The sequence below is a fragment of the Devosia insulae DS-56 genome, from assembly GCF_000970465.2.
GTDB classification, from domain to species: domain Bacteria; phylum Pseudomonadota; class Alphaproteobacteria; order Rhizobiales; family Devosiaceae; genus Devosia_A; species Devosia_A insulae.
In genome coordinates, this window is the sequence record NZ_LAJE02000183.1 from 1 (window position 1) to 18,018 (window position 18,018).

Annotated in this window: 17 protein-coding genes; 13 read left to right on the forward strand and 4 right to left on the reverse strand. The window is 65.0% G+C overall.

The features are described 5' to 3' along the window. The 3 genes from VW23_RS12765 to VW23_RS12775 form a co-directional block, all read right to left on the reverse strand. The coding region (locus VW23_RS12765) for an AAA family ATPase (protein WP_176730386.1) at nucleotides 1–200 on the reverse strand (200 nt) is incomplete at its 3' end. Next, on the reverse strand, nucleotides 193–1,362 hold the full coding sequence (locus tag VW23_RS12770) for a DUF262 domain-containing protein (protein WP_084646029.1): 1,170 nt from the start codon (nucleotides 1,360–1,362) through the stop codon (nucleotides 193–195). The genes VW23_RS12765 and VW23_RS12770, both read right to left, overlap by 8 nt. 184 nt (nucleotides 1,363–1,546) lie before the next feature. Then, nucleotides 1,547–2,497: a sugar-binding transcriptional regulator gene (locus VW23_RS12775; protein ID WP_069909954.1), complete on the reverse strand. Its 951-nt coding sequence runs from the start codon at nucleotides 2,495–2,497 to the stop codon at nucleotides 1,547–1,549. Nucleotides 2,498–2,735: 238 nt separating this feature from the next. Between VW23_RS12775 and VW23_RS12780 the strand changes: the two genes are divergently transcribed. The 5 genes from VW23_RS12780 (at nucleotide 2,736) to VW23_RS12800 (ending at nucleotide 7,776) form a co-directional block, all read left to right on the forward strand. Further along, nucleotides 2,736–4,082 carry an extracellular solute-binding protein gene (locus tag VW23_RS12780; protein WP_069909955.1) on the forward strand — a complete coding sequence of 449 codons (1,347 nt, stop codon included), beginning with the start codon at nucleotides 2,736–2,738 and terminating at the stop codon, nucleotides 4,080–4,082. Next, nucleotides 4,069–5,064: an ABC transporter permease subunit gene (locus VW23_RS12785; RefSeq protein WP_141728320.1), complete on the forward strand. Its 996-nt coding sequence runs from the start codon at nucleotides 4,069–4,071 to the stop codon at nucleotides 5,062–5,064. Before VW23_RS12780 ends, VW23_RS12785 begins: the two co-directional genes overlap by 14 nt. Nucleotides 5,065–5,066: 2 nt before the next feature. Continuing rightward, the gene (locus VW23_RS12790) at nucleotides 5,067–5,987 is read left to right on the forward strand and encodes an ABC transporter permease subunit (protein WP_069909957.1); all 921 of its coding nucleotides are present in this window, start codon (nucleotides 5,067–5,069) and stop codon (nucleotides 5,985–5,987) included. 323 nt (nucleotides 5,988–6,310) lie between these two features. After that, nucleotides 6,311–7,048, forward strand: a complete 738-nt coding sequence (locus VW23_RS12795) for a glycerophosphodiester phosphodiesterase family protein (protein ID WP_069909958.1) — start codon at nucleotides 6,311–6,313, stop codon at nucleotides 7,046–7,048. Then, the gene (locus tag VW23_RS12800) at nucleotides 7,045–7,776 is read left to right on the forward strand and encodes an HAD family hydrolase (protein ID WP_069909959.1); all 732 of its coding nucleotides are present in this window, start codon (nucleotides 7,045–7,047) and stop codon (nucleotides 7,774–7,776) included. The genes VW23_RS12795 and VW23_RS12800 overlap by 4 nt, the downstream gene beginning before the upstream one ends. A 194-nt stretch (nucleotides 7,777–7,970) precedes the next feature. On the opposite strand, the gene VW23_RS12805 is transcribed toward VW23_RS12800, so the two are convergent. Continuing rightward, nucleotides 7,971–9,131: a calcium:cation antiporter gene (locus VW23_RS12805; protein WP_069909960.1), complete on the reverse strand. Its 1,161-nt coding sequence runs from the start codon at nucleotides 9,129–9,131 to the stop codon at nucleotides 7,971–7,973. 252 nt (nucleotides 9,132–9,383) lie between these two features. Here VW23_RS12805 and VW23_RS12810 point away from each other — a divergent pair, with 252 nt between their 5' ends. The 8 genes from VW23_RS12810 (at nucleotide 9,384) to VW23_RS12845 (ending at nucleotide 17,966) form a co-directional block, all read left to right on the forward strand. Then, on the forward strand, nucleotides 9,384–9,857 hold the full coding sequence (locus VW23_RS12810) for a Crp/Fnr family transcriptional regulator (RefSeq protein WP_069909961.1): 474 nt from the start codon (nucleotides 9,384–9,386) through the stop codon (nucleotides 9,855–9,857). A 143-nt stretch (nucleotides 9,858–10,000) separates the two neighbouring features. Beyond that, entirely contained in the window at nucleotides 10,001–11,077 is a 1,077-nt protein-coding gene (locus VW23_RS12815; protein ID WP_069909962.1) for a LacI family DNA-binding transcriptional regulator, read from the forward strand. 40 nt (nucleotides 11,078–11,117) lie between these two features. Then, entirely contained in the window at nucleotides 11,118–12,728 is a 1,611-nt protein-coding gene (locus tag VW23_RS12820) for an FAD-dependent oxidoreductase (protein ID WP_069909963.1), read from the forward strand. A 54-nt stretch (nucleotides 12,729–12,782) separates the two neighbouring features. Next, a complete protein-coding gene (locus tag VW23_RS12825) occupies nucleotides 12,783–14,033 on the forward strand; it encodes an ABC transporter substrate-binding protein (protein WP_069909964.1) in 1,251 nt (416 codons plus the stop codon). Nucleotides 14,034–14,432: 399 nt separating this feature from the next. After that, the gene (locus tag VW23_RS12830) at nucleotides 14,433–15,359 is read left to right on the forward strand and encodes a carbohydrate ABC transporter permease (protein WP_069909965.1); all 927 of its coding nucleotides are present in this window, start codon (nucleotides 14,433–14,435) and stop codon (nucleotides 15,357–15,359) included. Next, nucleotides 15,349–16,206, forward strand: a complete 858-nt coding sequence (locus tag VW23_RS12835) for a carbohydrate ABC transporter permease (protein WP_069909966.1) — start codon at nucleotides 15,349–15,351, stop codon at nucleotides 16,204–16,206. The genes VW23_RS12830 and VW23_RS12835 overlap by 11 nt, the downstream gene beginning before the upstream one ends. A 4-nt stretch (nucleotides 16,207–16,210) precedes the next feature. Continuing rightward, nucleotides 16,211–16,885 carry a hypothetical protein gene (locus tag VW23_RS12840; RefSeq protein ID WP_069909967.1) on the forward strand — a complete coding sequence of 225 codons (675 nt, stop codon included), beginning with the start codon at nucleotides 16,211–16,213 and terminating at the stop codon, nucleotides 16,883–16,885. Nucleotides 16,886–16,958: 73 nt separating this feature from the next. Further along, a complete protein-coding gene (locus tag VW23_RS12845; RefSeq protein ID WP_069909968.1) occupies nucleotides 16,959–17,966 on the forward strand; it encodes an aldo/keto reductase in 1,008 nt (335 codons plus the stop codon). Nucleotides 17,967–18,018 lie beyond the last annotated feature (52 nt).

Here is an 18,018-nt window from a genome sequence, read left to right on the forward strand (position 1 = left end):
AGCTCAACGAGATCCCCATTCAGCGCGAGGTCTCCTGACAAGAGAAAATTGGCATCAAACGATTGCCGTAACAGGCCCAACGCTTGCAGCACTGTGCTCTTGCCGCTGCCGTTCAGTCCTGACAGTAAGGTCAGACCACCGAGCGGCACTTCAACGTCGTCGAAGGCCTTGAAATTCTCTAGGCGGATATAGTCAAGCATCCGACAGAACCCGCTCGATCATTTGATCAACTGCATTAAATCTTAGCCTAACCTTGCGCAGATCGCCGGTCCCTTGTGAGATGGCCGTCTCAAACAGCCGATCGTTGCACAGCGCTACAAATTCCTCCCGCACCAAAGCCCCCCGATGGCCAAGGACCTCAAGCTGTTCATCTGTAAGCCGAGCCAGCTTGACTGACAGCGCCTCGAAGACCGCCTTGTTAATCGGCTGCCGAGGGAGCCCAAATCCGAAACGCTTTCGGAACGCATCAACCCCAAACACCTCCCGAGCACAAATCATCGCTGCCTCAAACCGCGACCTTGCAACATCCAAGTCGGCGTCAGATGTGACATTTATGGCCTTCATGGCTCCAATTAGGAATCCATCCATATCTGGCTGGCGATAAGCATCCAATCCCAGAACAAAAAACGCCAAGAACCTTAGTATCAGCTCACGATCGTCCATCCTGATCGTGCGAACGCTATAGTCAGTCGCAAGCTTGAACGACGGTAAGTCGGCCCAGCCCTCCAACACAAACCGCGCCTTTCCTGGCGTTATTGCATGCCTCAGCTCTTGGGGAGACAGCGCAACACCACCTGTATTAATTCTTGCAAATATGTTGAACTTCACCGCGGCCGGAGTACCCTTTCTGATAAGGTGTATTACTAGCTCAGTCTCTCGCAGTCTTAATTGGAGCTTCTGACTAAGTTGATAAAATCTCCTTCCTTCCTGCTCATGGAGATACTCCAATCCGGAAAGCACGAGTCCATCACTGCTCACGATCTCCGAGTCAATGAATCGTGCAATCGTAGACAGACGCTGAATCCCATCCACAATCTCCCATCGCTCGTCATCATCTTCAGCTGCATATATCACCGGAAGCGGGATTCTAAGTAGTAGGGACTCGATGAGTCGACTTTGCCTACGCAAGTCCCACACGCCCCAGCGCCGCTGGAAGTCAGGTTGTAGGTTGATCATTCCAGACTTTGTCCGCGACAACAGCAAATCTACTGTCATCGATCTAGTTATGACGTCAATGTCATCCGGATCAAAGGGCTCCGCGATGCGCTCGGCATCGGGCCCTATGGAATCGTCAGCTTCAACACCGGTTGATTGCCCCAACATATCGAGCTGAACAAGTGTAGTCGGTATTTCGTCTGCCATTCGTCAAATCCCGCGCGGTGTCGCGCTGCGATCATATATTGATCAATGCGAAATGCGCCATGCTAGTTGGACTGGATCGGCCTCGACATGCGCGACACCGGTTCATCCGATCCCCACCTTCGCTCCTCTCGCTCCCTCAATTCCTCGGATGAGGTGGTCGGGCGCCTTTCCATTGCCGAAGTTATCACCCCGTCCCCAGCGCAATCCGCATCGCCGCCCGCGCCGTCGCCTCATCGCACACCAGCGCACTGCCCAGCCCGGAGCGGAGCACGGCGGCGATGGCGTGGGTTTTGTTGGCGCCGCCTGAGGCGAACACCACGTTGGGCACCTTGCGCAGGGCTTCGAGCGGCAGGGCGATGGCGCGGCGGTTGATCGGGTGGTCGATGGGCTGGCCGGCGGCATCGACGAACTGCGCCATCACGTCGCCCACCGCGCCCGCCGCTACCAGCTCGTCGATGCTGACGTCGCGCGGCAGGCCATAGCGCATCAGCAGCGAGCGCTCGGTCATATCGCCGATGGTCAACAGGATCAGGTCGTTGCGGCCGATGCGCTCGAACGCCTCCTGGAACACATCCTGCGTCATGATGGCGTCGTGCGATTGCGGGCTGCCGGCATAGATCGGGGCGGCGAGATAGGCGCAATCGGCGCCGAGGTGCCGGGCGAGATCGCCGGCAATGTCGAAGGTGTTGATCTCGATGCCGCGGGTCAGCCCGCCCATCACCGAGTTGACCAGCAGCTCAGGGCGCTTCAGCGACGGCATGTGCCGCACCGTTTCGCGCAGGGTGGTGCCCCAGCCGACGCCGACCCCGGTCATGGTGCCATCGGCCAGCAGCTGGCCGACGTAATCGGCCGTCGCCTGCCCCAGCAGCACCGGCACCAGCGCCGGGTCCTCTGGGGTGGGCACGATGATGGCGCGTTTGAGCCCAAAAGCCTTGATCAGCTGCTGCTCGAGCTCGACGCACGAGGCGAGCTTGGAGTTGAGGGTGATGGTGACGAGACCGGTGCGCCGCGCCTCGCTGATGATGCGGTTGACGCGCAGGCGGTTGGTGGAGAGCGCATCGGCGATCTCGCCCTGCGTCCGCCCCTCCATGAAATAGAGCCAGACGACGCGCACCTGCATCTGTTCGTCCGACATGCCCTGCGGCGCTGGTATTGCCACGCTGTTCTGCCCCCGCCCCTCAGGTCCGGCTCAGCATGGACATGACTCCCGGGTCGGCTGTCAATCGCATCTCCTTGGCAGTGTCATACATTTGTAACAGACGCTTGACATTTGTAAACGGTGACCACTAGCCTTCGTCTCCTCGCCGCCATGAAGCGGGTCACGCCGGAGCAACCGGCCAAGGAAAGACGGCGAGGCTCGAGAGGAGAGAAAAATGACAGGCAACAAACGCGGCCATGGGGCCGTGATCGGCCGGCTGCTGGCCGGCGCTGCCGTGGCGGCGCTGGTCTTGCAGGCAGGCACGGCGCTGGCGCAGGAGCGCACCAAGATCGAATGGTGGCATGCGCTGGGTGGCCGGCTGGCCGAAATCGTCGACAAGCTGATCGTCGATTTCAACGCCAGCCAGGACAAGTACGAGCTGGTCGGCATCAACAAGGGCAATTACGAAGAGACCATGGCGGCGATGGTGGCCGCCTATCGCGTCGGCCAGCAGCCCACCCTGGTGCAGGCGGCCGAGCGCGGCTTTCTCACCATGCTCAACTCCGGCGCCGTGGTGCCGGTGCCCGAGCTGATGCAGAACCAGGGCTATGACATCAAGTGGGATGACTTCGTCGCCCCGGTCGCCGGCTTCTTCCTCGTCGACGGCAAGCCGGCCGCGATGCCGTTCAACAGCTCGACGCCGATCTTCTGGTACAACGCCGACCACTTCAAGGCGGCCGGCTTCGACAAGCCCGGCGAGACCTGGCAGGAGATCGACACCCAGTTGCGCGCCATCAAGGAAAAGGGCGTGTCCGACTGCTCGATGGTGCTGGCCAACGATTTCTTCTGGAGCATGCTGGAGAACTACGCCGCCATCCAGGATCAGCCCTGGGGCACCAAGGCCAATGGCTTTGGCGGGCTCGATACCGAGTTCGTCTTCAACCAGAGCCCGATGGTGGTGGGCCAGCTGGAACGGCTGCAGAGCTGGATGAACGATGGGGTGCTGCAGCTCGCCGGCCAGGGCCTCGCCCCCGACCAGCTGTTCACCTCGGGCCAGTGCTCGACCTTTGTTGCCTCGACCGCGGCGCATGCCGGCGTCGAGTCGACCGCCAAGTTCAACTGGAGCGCCACGTTCCTGCCGCACGAGGAAGGGGTGGAGCCCAAGAACAGCACCATCGGTGGCGGCGCCCTGTGGGTGATGAAGGGCGAGACGGACGCCGAATATGCCGGCGCCGCGGCGTTCCTCGATTTCGTCGCCTCGCCGACGACGCAAGCCTGGTGGAGCAAGGAAACCGGTTATGTGCCGGTGACGATGACGGCCTACGAGGCGATCAAGGCGGATGGCTATTATGACGAGCACCCGACCCGGGAAATCGCCATCCTGCAGCTGAGCCGCGGCACGCCGACCGACAATTCGCGCGGCTTCCGCTTCGGCAACCACAACCAGTCGATGCAGCTGCTGGTCAAGGAAGTGCAGAGCGTGTGGACCGGCGAGAAGACGGCGCAGCAGGCGCTCGACGCGGCGGTCGAACAGGGCAACCAGATCCTCCGCCAGTATGAGAAGCTCCATGCCGGTGGCTGATGGCAGCATCGAGATCGGGGGCGGCGCCAGCCGTCGCCCCCGGCCCTCCGGCGGGCTGGCGCTCGGCCGGCTGTTTCCACGCGCTTCGCGCGCCGGGCTGAAGACCGCACATTTCAAGCAGCCGTGGCTCGCCGCGGGGCTGCTGACGCCGCAGCTGCTGATCCTCGTCTTCTTTTTCTTCATTCCCTCTTACAAGGCGCTGTCGCTGGCCTTCGTGCAGGTCGATCCGTTCGGCGGCATCCAGATCTTCGTCGGGCTCGACAATTTCCTCGCGCTGTTCGCCAGCGCCGATTACCGCGACAGCGCGGTGTTCACGCTGTGGTTCTCGGTGGTGCAGAACGTCTTGACGCTCGGGCTCGCCGGGCTGTTTGCCTTTGCCACCGACTATGTGATCCGCGGGCGCGGGCTCTATCGCAGCATTATCCTGATGCCCTATGCGATCGCGCCGGTGATTTCGGGGGTGATCTGGGCGTTCCTGTTCAACCCGGCGGTCGGGCCGATTGCCGAGATGCTGCAGGCGATCGGCATTCCGTGGGACCCGAACCGGCGGCCGTTCGACGCGCAGCTGCTGGTGATCATCGCCTCGGTGTGGAAGCACGTCTGCTACGACTACATCTTCCTCGTCGCGGCGCTCCTCGCGGTGCCCGCCTCGCTGCTCGAAGCGGCGACGCTCGACGGCGCCGGGCACATCCGGCGGTTCTTCGCCATCTCGGTGCCGCTGATCACTCCGACCATCTTCTTTCTCATCGTCATGAACTTCGTCTACGGGCTGTTCGAGACCTTTGGCGTGATCGACGCGATGACGCGGGGCGGCCCGGCCGGGGCCACCAACAGCCTCGTCTACAAGGTCTACCAGGATGGCTTCGTGCAGCTCGACCTCGGTTCGTCCGCCGCCCAATCGGTGGTGCTGATGATCGTCGCCGTGGTGTTCACGGTGCTGCAGTTCCGCGCCCTCGAGCGCAAAGTCAATTACGGGGTGTAGCGATGGTGGGCCGCAGCCTGACGCTCTCGATTTTCTGCCATGTGGTGCTGCTGGTCGGCGCCGCGGCGGTCTGCGTGCCGCTCTATTTCGCGCTGGTGGCGGGTTCGCTGACACTACAGGAGGTGCAGCAGACGCCGTTCCCGCTGCTGCCCGGGGCGCACCTGATCGACAACCTCGCCACCGCCTGGAACGAGGGCAATTTCTCGCGCGCCTTCCTCAACTCGATCATCGTGACGCTCGGGATCGTGGTGGGGAAGCTGGTGGTGTCGCTGCTCGCTGCCTTCGCCATCACCTATTTCCGCTTCCCGTTCCGGATGACGGCGTTCTGGCTGATCTTCGTGTCGCTGATGCTGCCGGTCGAGGTGCGGATCATTCCGACCTACGAGGCGGTGGCCGATGCCGGCGGGCCGCTGCGCTGGGTGGTCGGAACGATCGGGCTCGGGGGGCTGGTCGAGAGCCTCACCGGCTACCGGCTCGAGGCGGCGCTGCAGTGGAACCTCGTCAACTCCTATGCCGGGCTGATCCTGCCGCTGATCGCCTCGGCCTCGGCGACGTTCCTGTTCCGCCAGTTTTTCCTGACCGTGCCGGATGAGCTCTGCGAAGCGGCGAAGCTCGACGGGGCTGGGCCGCTGCGCTTCTTCTGGCACGTGCTGTTGCCGCTCTCCCGCGCCAATATCGCGGCGCTCGGCATCATCCTGTTCCTGTTCGGCTGGAACCAGTACCTGTGGCCGCTGCTGTTCACCACCGGCCCGGAAATGCAGACGGCGATCCTGGGGCTGAAGGAGCTGGTTCCGGTCTCCGACGCGGCGCCGGCCTGGAACATCGCGATGAGCGCGGCACTATTCGTCATGCTGCCACCGGCGCTCGTGATCCTGGTGATGCAGAGATGGTTCACCCGTGGGTTGGTCGATGCGGGGAAGTGAGGTGTACCGGCGCGATCTTCGTCCAGCAGGCGGGGCTGTCGCACATCAGGAGCCACTGGCGGTGCAGCGATCGCCTTCTCCCCTTGTGGGAGAAGGTGCCCGAAGGGCGGATGAGGGGTCCGCGAAACGAAGTGTAGCGCGATCGGAGCGCAAGCGACGAGCGACCCAGTGCGCGGAGAGAACCCCTCATCCGGCCTTCGGCCACCTCCGGGCGAGGGCTACGCCCTCGTCCCGCGACCACAAGGGGAGAAGGCCCCCCGACTACTGCCAGCGCGTTGGTGCGGTCGCTGGCGTTTTGCGTACACCCCTGAAGGAACTCTACGATGGTAATGATCATCGGCCACCGCGGTGGCCGGAACCTGTGGCCGGAGAATTCGCTCTCTGGCTTCCGTAAGCTCAAGGCGATGCCGGTCGAGGGCGTCGAGTTCGACGTGCACCTGACGAGTGCCGGCGAGCTGCTGGTGATCCACGATCCGACGCTCGACCGCACCACCGACCATAGCGGCCCGGTGGCGGCGCTGGCGGCAGGCGCGCACCGGCACGTCCGGCTCAAGGACAGTGACGGCGGGGCGATCCCGACGCTGGCGGAAGTGCTCGAAATCTTCCGTGACGGCACGATGGAGCTGCATGTGGAGCTGAAGGCCGGGGTCGGCCACGTGGCCTATCCTGGGCTCGAAGCGGCCGCCGCGGCAGCGATCGAGACGTTCGGTCTCGGCGAGCGCAGCATCCTCACCAGCTTTCACGAGGAAATCCTCGTCGAGATCGGCCGTGTCGCCCCTGACATCCGCCGGCTCTCGTCGTTCGACCGCAACTCGGCCGAGCGGCTGGGGCTGAAAGCCGGGCTCGATACGATGCTGGAGCTCAGCGACATCGTCGCGGTGGAAAAGAGCCTGCTTGCCGCGGAGTGGGACGCCATCACCGCCCAGGTGCCGCTCGAGCGGCTGGGTGCCTGGGTGCCGAACGAAGAGGCGGACCTGAAATTCTGGCTCGACAAGCCGATCCGCCAGATCACCACCGACCGCCCCGATCGGGCCGTCAGCATGCGGGGCACAGCGGCGTGACGATTTCCGAAACCCTGCCGCCCCGCGCGGCGGCGACGCTCGACGCTATCGGGCTGGTGATCTTCGACTGCGATGGGGTGCTGATCGACAGCGAGCCGATCGCCAGCCGCACGCTGGCCGAAGCGCTGGCGGCGGCCGGCGTCGACATTACCCCACAGGAGGCGCATCGGCGCTTCACCGGCAATTCCGAGCGCGATATCCGCGCCATGTGCGCGAGGGATTACGGGCTCGAGGATATCGAGGGCCTGTTCACCGGCTGGCACCAGCGGCTCTATGCCGAGTTCGCCACCACGCTCACCGCCATGCCTGATATTGCCGAGGTGGTCGCGGCGCTCGAGCGGCCGAAATGCGTTGCCTCCAATAGCACGCTGGAGCGGTTGCGTGCGAGCCTGGGGCAGCTGCCGCTGTGGCAGAGCTTTGCCCCCTTCGTGTTCAGTGCCGAACAGGTGAAGCGACCGAAGCCGGCACCCGACCTGCTGCTCCATTGCGCGAGGGAGCTCGAGGTGGAGCCGGCGCGCTGCGTGATGATCGACGACAGCCCGCATGGCATCAGTTCGGCGGTCGCCGCCGGCATGGTGCCGATCGGCTTCGTCGACCCAGCCGATCCGCGCCCGGGACGACGCGCCCTGCTCAAGGCGGCGGGGGCCTTCAGTGTTGCGATGGGCGCCGCGGAGTTGCCGGCCGCGCTCGCCGCCGCCGACGAGGCGCTGGCATCGAGGACGCAGTAGGCGGGGTGACGCTGGTATGCGAACCGAGGCTCTGCAGGTCCCGCACACTCGGTGTTATCCCCGCGAAAGCGGGGACCTCCGTTTGCGATCTTGCAGGTGGCACTAAAACAGAGGTTCCCGCTTTCGCGGGAATGACCCGGTGGGGGCCAGGCCAAGCGCACAATCATACCTCTGCCGCCCAACCGCAAAGCCGCCTAGGTCACGAACAGCAGCACGCCGAACACGGCGAACAGCGTCAGGTGCAGCGTGCCCTGCAGCGCCGAGGCGCGCTGGCCGAGGAAGGTCAGCGTGGTGAGCCCGACCGTCAGGAGCAGCAGCACCGTCTCGCTGGGCGAGACGCCCATCACCACGCGCTTGCCGGTCACCAGCCCGACGATCAGCACGGCCGGCACGGTGAGCCCCACGGTCGAGACGAACGCCCCGAGGCAGAGGTTGATCGAGCGCTGCAGCTGGTTATCGAGCGCCGCCTTGATGGCGGTGATCGATTCCGGGGTGAAGACGATGATGGCGATCAGCACGCCGCCCAGCGCCAGCGGCGCGCCGACGGTGGCGATGCCGAAATCGATCACCAGCGCCAGGTCATGCGCGAGCAGCACGATCGGCAGCATCAGCGCCACCAGCAGCACCGAGTGGATGACGACGCCACCCCGATCGACCGGCGCGGGCTCGCTTGGCGTGCCGCCATTATCGAGGGGAATGGTCAGCGAGCCGAGATCGGGCTGGATGAAGTAGCGCCGATAGGCGCGGGTCTGCATCAGGAGGAACGCCGCATAGAGCACGATGGTGAGGAGCGCGAAGGCCACCGCCTGCGCCGGCAGGAACGTGCCGTCGCCGCTGCTCAGCGTATTGGGGAGGATCAGGCCGATGCCGGCCAGCAGCAGGGTCATCGAGATATAGGCCAGCGCGCCCTGCGAGTTGTACTCCTGCTCGCCGAAGCGCCGGCCGCCGAGCAGCAGGCAGATGCCCATTACCAGGTTGAGGATGATCATCATCACCGCAAAGATCGAGTCGCGGCCGATGGTCGGGTTCTCACCCGGCCCCAGCAGCACCGCCGCAATCAGGATCACCTCGATCGAGACGATCGAGAGCGTCAGGATCAGCGTGCCATAGGGCTCGCCCAGCTGGTGCGCCAGGTAATCGGCCTCATGCACCACGCCGAAGGCGGCGACCAGGATGGTGGCAAAGATCACGCCGAAGGCGATGATTGCGACCACGGGATCGATGGGTGCGTGCAGCCAGGTCGGGCCGCCGAGCATGAACACCAGCACCACGCCCCAGGCGATGGCGAGTTTTACGAACGTGCGTGGTGGAAGGTGGCGGCTGAGGGGAGTTTTGGCGTCGCTGGACGGAGACATGGGTTCATTACCTCCGGGGTCGTCCCCGATCGATAAACCCGCGCATCATGGCCGTCCAGGATGCGTCACCGCGTGACGCGGCAGGGGGGATGTAGCGCAGGGCGCGGGGGGATGCAATTGGGGGGATGGACGCTCGAAGCCGGTGGCTCCCAGGGCCCCCTTGGAGGGCACTGTGGGTCGCCCCCCGCGACTTTCACCCACGGTTCACCTAAGCTCCGCCAGTCTGCCGCCCGAACCTGCCGGAACCCGCCGATGTCCACGCTCGCCGCCCTCGCCGTATCGCTGCCGCTCGAAACGCTCAACCCGGGTGACCGGCTGACCACCGAGGGCAGCTATTCGGGGCGGCTATATCTGCTCGAGGCCGGCCGGCTCAGTGTGTCGCGCGAGGGCGTAGACATCGCCCATATCGACGAACCCTGGGCGATCATCGGCGAGATGGCGGTGCTGCTCGGCACGCCGCACAGCGCCACCGTCACCGCCGAAACCACGGTGCGCGTTCGCGTCATCGAGGAGGCGCTGGACGTGCTGTCACAGAACCCGGATTTCGCGCTCCACATCGCCACCCTCGCCTGCGCCCGCCTCAACGCCACCTCCGCCCTCCTCGTCGACCTCCGCCACGCCGCTGAGGGGAAGAAGCAGGAACAGGCGCTGATGAGCCGAATTCTCACGGCGATGCTGGCGACGCCGAAAGTGACGCGCGGCGGCAAGTGGGCGGATCACGAGTAGCGGCGGAGCCTTTCCACGACCTGAGGCGAATTGCCCGGCCATCGATCGAAGGCGCGTCCTATTGACTCAACTACAGACTCTCCGCTAATACGCATTAGCAGCTAATACGCATTAGCAGCGCGAGAGACGTCGAGGAGGACGGCTTGGCCAAGGCGGGGCGACTGACACAGCGGGATATCGCGCGCATTGCCGGGGTCAGCCAGGCGACGGTGTCGCTGGTGCTGAACGACGCGAAGGCGGCCGAAGGACGCATTCCTGACGAGACCCGCGAGCGGGTGCAGAAGGCGATCCGCGAGACCGGTTATGTCGCCGACCCGATCGCCCGCCGCATGGCCAAGGGGCTCAACCGCATCCTCGGGGTGTTCACCTACGAGCCGGCCTTCCCGAGCGCGCAGGCGGATTTCTTCGCGCCGTTCCTGTTCGGCATCGAGGAGACGGCGCAGACGCTGGGCTATGACCTGCTGCTGCTCACCGGCGCGCCCGCCAATCGCGGCAAGCGCAAGATTTTTGACGAGAACAATAGGCTGCGGCTGGCCGATGGCTGCGTCATCCTCGGGCGCGAGTTCGATCGCGCCGAGTTGAAGCGGCTGGTGGCCGGGGACTATCCGTTCGTCGCCGTCGGCCGCCGCGATCCCATTGGCGGCCCTACCGACACGCCCGTGCCCTATGTCGGGGCCGATTATGTCGCGGCGACCGCCGAGATGGTGCGGCGGGCCAAGGCCAAGGGGCATACCAAGCTCGCCTATGTCGGGCCCAGCAAAGGCGCCGAATCCTCGGTCGATCGCTGGGCCGGGTTTGCCTCCGCGATCACGGACGCCGAACCGGCGCCGGGAGAGGCCGAGTTGGTGCTGCATATCCCCGAGGTCGGCGGCAAGGCGCTGCCGATGCTCGAAGCGATCCGTGCGTCGGGGGCCAGCGTGGTGTTCTTCACCGAAATGGCTGACGCGGTGATCGTCGATGCCGCGGCGCGTTCGCAGAACCTCGCGGTACCGGGCGACCTGTCGATCGTTGTGCTCGGCAGCCACCTCCGCCCCATGCAGTCGGGCACCCGTTTCACCACCTTCTCGGTGCCGCGCGAAGAAATGGCGCGGCGCGCCACGCAGATGCTGTGCGAGCGGATCGAGGCCGGCTCGGCGGGCGAGCAGGTCGTGCTGCCATGCGAGCCGGTCGAGGGCGACACCCTCGGCGTCATCCACCCAAGCGACAAGGCGACGAGTTGACCGACTTTTCCCACATCGCGACCAACCAGACGGATTTGAAGTGAAAGAATATTCGGCAGATATCGCGATCATCGGTGGCGGCCTCGGCGGCGTGGCGGCGGCGCTCGGCGCGCTGCGCTCTGGCCACAGCGTGGTGATGACGGAGGAGTTCGACTGGCTGGGCGGGCAGATGACCAGCCAGGCGGTGCCGCCGGACGAGCATAGCTGGGTCGAGCAGTTCGGCATTACCCGCTCCTACCGGGCGCTGCGCAACGGCATCCGGCAATACTATCGCGACCATTATCCGCTGACCGAGAAGAGCCGCGCCTGGGGCGACCTCAACCCGGGCGCCGGGTTCGTATCGCGGCTCTGCCACGAGCCGCGCGTCGGCCTCGCGGTGATGGAAGCCATGCTGATGCCCTATCGCGGCGGCGGCAAGCTCACCGTGCTGCAGCCCTACAAGCCGATCTCGGCGGAAGTCGATGGCGACCGGGTGCGGGCGGTGACGCTCAGGCATCGCGACAGCGGCGACACTATTGTCGTCACCGGCAAATACATCATCGAGGCCACCGAGCTCGGCGACCTGCTACCGATGACCGGCACCGAATATGTCACCGGCTTCGAGAGCCGGCGCGATACCGGTGAGCCCTCAGCGCCGGCCGAAGCGCAGCCGACCAACTCGCAGGCGGTATCGATCTGTTTTGCTATCGACCATGTCGACGGCAACCAGGTGGGCGATAAGCCGCGCAACTACGACAAGTGGCGCGCCTATACCCCGAGCTTCTGGGGCGGGCCGCTGATCGGCTTCGTCGCGCCGCATCCGCGCACCCTCGAAACCACGGTGCGCAGTTTCACCCCCAACCCCGATGATGACCCGACGCTGGTCGATGCCGACCAGCGCAGGAACCCCGGCGACGGGAACCTCTGGACTTTCAGGCGCATCGCGGCGCGGCGCAATTTCGTTGCCGGCGCCTACGCCTCCGATATCTGCCTCGTGAACTGGCCGATGCTCGACTATTTCGAGCACCCGATCATCGACGTGCCGGAAGCGGTGTACGACGAGCGCATCCGCGATGCGGCCGACCTCGCCTACTCGGTGTTTTACTGGCTGCAGACCGAGGCGCCGCGCGAGGATGGCGGCCAAGGGTTCCCGGGTTTGCGGCTGCGCGGCGACATCACCGGCACCAACCATGGCCTCGCCATGGCGCCCTATATCCGCGAGAGCCGCCGCATCAAGGCGGTGACCACCATCGTCGAGCAGGATCTCTCGTACGACGTGCGCGGCGAGCGCGGCGCGGTCCACTATCGCGACAGCGTCGGCATCGGCATGTACCGCATTGATCTCCACCCTTCGACCGGCGGCGACAACTATATCGACGTGGCCTCGTGCCCGTTCGAGATCCCGCTAGGGGCCCTGCTGCCGGAGCGGGTCAGCAACCTGATCCCGGCCGGCAAGACCATCGGCACCACCCACATCACCAATGGCTGCTATCGGCTGCACCCGGTGGAGTGGAACATCGGCGAAGTCGCGGGCCTGCTTGCCGCCTACTGCCTCAACCAGGGCGTGACGCCACATCAGGTGCAGGCCGACGATGCGCTGCTGACCGATTTTCAGGCCCGGCTCTATGCCGAAGGCATCGAAACCCGCTGGCCCGACGTCAGGGGCTACTGACCGCTACCACTTGACCAGAAGACGACCAAACGAACGACGACAAAGGAGGAAACCATGAAACTGTTCGACCTGAGACTGGCGGCTCTCGCCGCCGGCATCGCACTCCCGCTGGCAGCAGTGCCAGCCATCGCCCAGGACATCCGCATGGCGATCTGGAGCGCCAACGAGGCGCACCTGGCGCTGTTCAACGAGATTGCTGCCGCCTACACGGCGCAGCATCCGGACGTGAAGGTCAGCTTCGACTCGCTGCCCTTCGACGGCTACACCACGACGCTGACCACGCAGATCGCCGGTGGCAATGCCCCTGATCTCGCCTGGATCCTCGAGACCACGGCGGGCGATTTCGTCAGCTCGGGAGCGCTGTCGCCGCTGAAGGCGACGTTCGAGGCGGCGGCCGACTACAACCTTGCCGACGTCACCGAGAGCGCCCTGTCGCTATGGACAGCGGATGGCGAGATCTACGCCTATCCGTTCTCGACCTCGCCGTTCGGCATGTTCGTCAACAACGACGTGATCAAGGCGGCGGGGCAGCAGACCCCGGCCGAGCTGATCGCGGCGGGCGAATGGACCTGGGACAAGGCCGAGGCGATCAACGCCGCCGTCGCCGCCGCCGGCAAGCAGGGGCTGATCGTCCGTGATTTCGACTACAAGGTGTGGGACAACCTCGCCTCGATCTGGAACGGCTGGGGCGCCGCGCCGTGGAGCGCCGACGGCAAGACCTGCACGTTTACCGAGCAGCCGATGGTCGACGCCATGAGCTTCATCCACAAGGCGATCTTCACCGACAAGGCGATCCCCGGCCCTGGCATCACCGCCGACTTCTTCGCCGGCGACGCGGCGATGACCATCACGCAGATTTCCCGCGCCTCGCTGTTGCCCAAGGAGAACCCGTTCAGCTGGGACCTGGTGCCGCTGCCGTCGGGCCCGGCAGGTGAGTATGCGGTGATCGGCCAGGCCGGCATCGGCGTCTTCGCGTCAGGCAAGAACCCTGATGTCGCCGCCGACTTCCTCGCCTTCTTCAGCAACCCGGACAATGCCAAGAAGCTGGCAAAATTCTTCCCGCCGCCGCGCTCGAGCCTGCTCAACGCCGAAGTGCTCGGCGCCGCCAACCCGCTGCTCTCGGCTACCCAGATCGAGAACGTGGTGATCAAGGGCATTTCGACCGGCAAGGTGAAGCCCGGCCATGCGGGGTTTGCCGAAATCCAGCAGACCGCCCGCGCCGCGCTCGACGCGCTGTGGGTGCCGGATGCGGATGTGCCGGCGGTGCTGAAGTCGGTGTGCGACCGGATCCAGCCGATGCTGTGACGGACTTCATGTGGGGAGGACCCTGGGTTCTCTCCACAACACCGGGTCATTCCCGCGAAAGCGGGAACCTCCGTTTGCGGTGCTCGCAAAAACAGAGTTCCCCGCTTTCGCGGGGATGACCCGGTGAACGAACTCAGCCTTTACAGGACACCCATGCCCACCCGCGGCTCACCGCCCTCCCCGTGTCTCCCCTCGCCCCTCAGGGGAGAGGGAAGCGAAGCTTACGAGCGCCAGCGAGTTAGCGAAGCTGGGTGAGGGGTGGATCTCTCGGCATGCTGGACGAGCCAGCACGTGGCGGCGCTTCACCCCTCAACCGGCGCTCCGCGCCACCTTCTCCCCTGAGGGGAGAAGGGATCCGTGCCCACACTATGCAACTGCCCAATGCTTACAGGACCCCCAATGCCCATTGCCGCTTCCACCGCTGACCGACCGCGAAACCGGCCGTTCTGGACCATGGAGCGGCGCGACGCTGTGGCGGGTTACCTGTTCATCGCCCCGCAACTGATCGGCATCGTGCTGTTCGTCTTGATCCCGCTCGGGCTGGTGGTCTGGTATTCGCTGCACGAGTGGAACGTGCTGGCCGGGACGTTCCGCTTCGTCGGTGATGCGAACTACAAAAAGCTCGCGGCCGATCCGGCGTTGCCGGAAGTGCTCGGCGCCACGGCGATCTTTTCGGCCGGGCTGGTGGTGTTCAACCTGTCGCTTGCGCTGCTGCTGGCGATCCTCGTCAACCAGAAACTCCGCGGTATCACGGTGTTCCGCACCATCTTCTTCTCGCCGGTGGTGGTGTCGCTGGTGGCCTGGACCATCGTCTGGAACTTCCTGTTGCAGGCCAATGGCGGCATCAACGGGCTGCTGCAGGTGATCGGCATCACCGGACCCAACTGGCTGCGCTCACCGCCCACCGCCATGGCCTCGGTGATCGTCGTGCAGGTGTTCAAGAATGTCGGGCTCAACATGGTGCTGTTCCTTGCGGCGCTGCAGGGGGTGCCGCGTGAGCTCTACGAAGCCGCTCGGGTCGATGGCGCCAGCCGCTGGACGCAGTTCCATGCGATCACCGTACCGCTGATCTCGCCAACGATCCTGCTCACCATGATCATCACCATTGTGGGCTCGCTCCAGGTGTTCGCGCAGATCGCGGTGCTGACGCAGGGCGGGCCGGGGATGTCGACCACGGTGCTGGTCTACTACCTCTACCAGCAGGCCTTCCAGTTCCACCGCTTCGGCTACGGCGCCACCATCTCGATCCTGCTGTTCGGAATCGTCGCGGTGCTCACCTTCGCGCAGTGGCAGATGCGCAAACGGATTGTCTTTTATGAGAACTGAGAACCCCCGCAGCGAGCTGTCGCCGCGCGCCCGCGTCGCGCTCTATGGCCTCCTCTGCGTGCTCGCCATCCCCTTCGTCTTTCCGACCTGGTGGATGGTGACGAGTTCGGTGAAGCCGATCTCGGACATCTTCGCCTTTCCGCCCGAGCTGATCCCGTCGCGCTTCGACTGGTCGACCTACGCGGAAGTGTTCAAGCTGCAGCCCTTTGCGCAGCAATACTGGAACTCGTGCTATATCGCGGCGATCGTCACGGTGGGCACCATGGCGGTGTCCTCGATGGCCGGCTATGCCTTCGCGCGGATCAAGTTTCCGGGCGCCAACCTGATCTTCATGGTGGTGCTGCTGGGGCTGCTGATCCCCTCGGAAGTCACTATCGTGCCGCTGTTCCAGATGTTCCTCAAATGGGGGCTGGTGAACACGCACTGGCCGCTGATCCTGGTGCCGATCTTCGGTGCGCCCAGCGTTTTTGCCACCTTCGTCATGCGACAGTTCTTCATCGCCCTGCCGGTGGAGCTCGAGGAGGCGGCGCGGGTCGATGGGCTGAGCCGCTTCGGTATCTTCTTTGAGATCGCCCTGCCCCTGGCGAAGCCGGCGCTGGCGGCGGTCGCCATCTTCACCTTCCTCCACTCGTGGAACCTCTATCTCGAGCCGATCGTCTTCCTCACCACTCCCGGCAATTTCACCCTGCCGCAGGCGCTGACCCAGTATGTCGATGTCTACCAGGGGCCGATGTGGAACACCCAGCTCGCCGCCGCGACCCTTACCGCCCTGCCCGTGCTTGTGGTGTTCATCTTCGCGCAGCGACAGTTCATCGAGGGACTGGCTCACACTGGACTCAAGGGTTGACCCGATGATCGAAGCTGCAATGCGCGCCGGTGAACTGCCGGTGCTGGTGTCGCTGGGCCGGCATGATCTCGACCTCGCCAAGGCGGCGGTCGATGCCGGGGTGTTCGGGCTGAAATTCCACCTCAACGCCTATCATCGTGCCAGCGGCACGACGTTCGGCAGTTTTGCCGACGAACGCGGGTTCATCGAGGCGCTGGCGAAACTCGGCAAACCCATGCTGGTGATGAGCGGGCAGGAGACCCAGCCGAGCCTTGATGAGCTCGAGGCGCTGGCCGATTACGGCGTCGAAGGCTGGAACATCTATCTGAAGCACGTGCAACCACACATGCTGCAATCGCGGCTGAAACCGATCCTGGCGCTCGACAGCGACTCCGGTCAGGCCGATATCGACGCCATCCGCGCCATCCCCGGCGCCATGGTCGAAGCCTCGATCGGGCGCTTCGCCGAATATGGCCAACCGCTCAATGAGGCCGACCTCACGCGCTTTGCCGAGATCGTCACGATGGCGGGCCGCCCAGTGATCGCGCCGAGCCAGAAGAGGTTCACCGCGGCCGATGCGCCGCGGCTGAAGGCAGCCGGGATCGGGGCAATTCTGGTTGGTGTGGTGGTGACGGGACTGGAGCCGGAGGGGCTGCGGCGGGCGGTGGCGCCGATAGTCGCGGCGGCACGGGCGGCTTAGAGTTTGCATGCGGTGGTGATCCGGTCACATTGACCTGACACCGTGCGCCGCGCACGCCCCCGGAGATCTAAGCATGGTTGACTATCGCTACCTTGGCCGCAGCGCCCTCAAGGTATCCCCGCTGTCGCTCGGCACGATGATGTTCGGCCAGCAGACCCCCAACCCCGAAGCGTTTCGGATCATCGACAAGGCGCGCGAGCAGGGGATCAACTTCATCGATACCGCCGACGTCTATGGCGACGGCGCCAGCGAGCGGGTGGTCGGGCAAGGCATCAAATCGAGCCGCGACCACTGGGTGCTGGCCACCAAGTTCGTCAACTCGGGCAAGAAGGGCCCGAACCTCGGCGGCTACTCGCGCAAATGGGTGATCGAGACGGTCGAGAACTCGCTCAAGCGGCTCGGCACCGACTATATCGACCTGATCTACTTCCACCGCGCGGTGTTCGACGCGCCACTCGAGGAGCCGGTGCGCGCCATCGCCGACCTGATCCGCGCCGGCAAGCTCCGCTATTTCGGCGTCTCGAATTTCCGCGGCTGGCGCATCGCCGAGGTGGCGCAGCTCGCTGACCAGCTCGGGATCGATCGGCCTATCGCCAGCCAGCCGCTCTACAACATCGTCAACCGCACGGCCGAGGCCGAGCAGTTGCCGGCGGCGCAGCACTATGGCCTCGGCGTCGTCTCCTATTCGCCGCTGGCGCGCGGCGTGCTGACCGGCAAGTACCAGCCAGGCCAGGAGCCGGCCGCCGATACCCGCGCCGGTCGTGGCGACAAGCGCATCCTCGAAACCGAGTGGCGGCCGGAATCGCTCGCCATCGCCCAGGAGATCGCGGCGCATGCCCGAGCCAAGGGCATCGACGCCGCCGACTTCGCGCTGGCCTGGGTGCTCAACAACCAGCTGGTGAGCGCGGCGATCACCGGGCCCCGCACCGAAGCGCACTGGGACAGCTACATCCGGGCGCTCGACGTCAAGCTCGACGCCGAGGACGAGGCGCTGGTCGACCGGCTGGTCGCCCCGGGCCACGCTTCGACCCATGGCTTCACCGATCCTGGACATCCGGTCGAGGGGCGGGTGGCGCGGTAGAGGACGACGACAAACTAGCTGACGAGCTGGTGCGGGAAACGTACCCCCACCC

What these genes read in the sequence shown, in the direction of transcription:
- VW23_RS12770 (WP_084646029.1), bottom strand. Translation starts at nt 1,362, where the DNA reads ATGGCAGACGAAATACCGACTACACTTGTTCAGCTCGATATGTTGGGG.
- VW23_RS12775 (WP_069909954.1), bottom strand. Translation starts at nt 2,497, where the DNA reads ATGTCGGACGAACAGATGCAGGTGCGCGTCGTCTGGCTCTATTTCATG.
- VW23_RS12780 (WP_069909955.1), top strand. Translation starts at nt 2,736, where the DNA reads ATGACAGGCAACAAACGCGGCCATGGGGCCGTGATCGGCCGGCTGCTG.
- VW23_RS12785 (WP_141728320.1), top strand. Translation starts at nt 4,069, where the DNA reads ATGCCGGTGGCTGATGGCAGCATCGAGATCGGGGGCGGCGCCAGCCGT.
- VW23_RS12790 (WP_069909957.1), top strand. Translation starts at nt 5,067, where the DNA reads ATGGTGGGCCGCAGCCTGACGCTCTCGATTTTCTGCCATGTGGTGCTG.
- VW23_RS12795 (WP_069909958.1), top strand. Translation starts at nt 6,311, where the DNA reads ATGGTAATGATCATCGGCCACCGCGGTGGCCGGAACCTGTGGCCGGAG.
- VW23_RS12805 (WP_069909960.1), bottom strand. Translation starts at nt 9,131, where the DNA reads ATGTCTCCGTCCAGCGACGCCAAAACTCCCCTCAGCCGCCACCTTCCA.
- VW23_RS12810 (WP_069909961.1), top strand. Translation starts at nt 9,384, where the DNA reads ATGTCCACGCTCGCCGCCCTCGCCGTATCGCTGCCGCTCGAAACGCTC.
- VW23_RS12825 (WP_069909964.1), top strand. Translation starts at nt 12,783, where the DNA reads ATGAAACTGTTCGACCTGAGACTGGCGGCTCTCGCCGCCGGCATCGCA.
- VW23_RS12830 (WP_069909965.1), top strand. Translation starts at nt 14,433, where the DNA reads ATGCCCATTGCCGCTTCCACCGCTGACCGACCGCGAAACCGGCCGTTC.
- VW23_RS12835 (WP_069909966.1), top strand. Translation starts at nt 15,349, where the DNA reads ATGAGAACTGAGAACCCCCGCAGCGAGCTGTCGCCGCGCGCCCGCGTC.
- VW23_RS12840 (WP_069909967.1), top strand. Translation starts at nt 16,211, where the DNA reads ATGATCGAAGCTGCAATGCGCGCCGGTGAACTGCCGGTGCTGGTGTCG.
- VW23_RS12845 (WP_069909968.1), top strand. Translation starts at nt 16,959, where the DNA reads ATGGTTGACTATCGCTACCTTGGCCGCAGCGCCCTCAAGGTATCCCCG.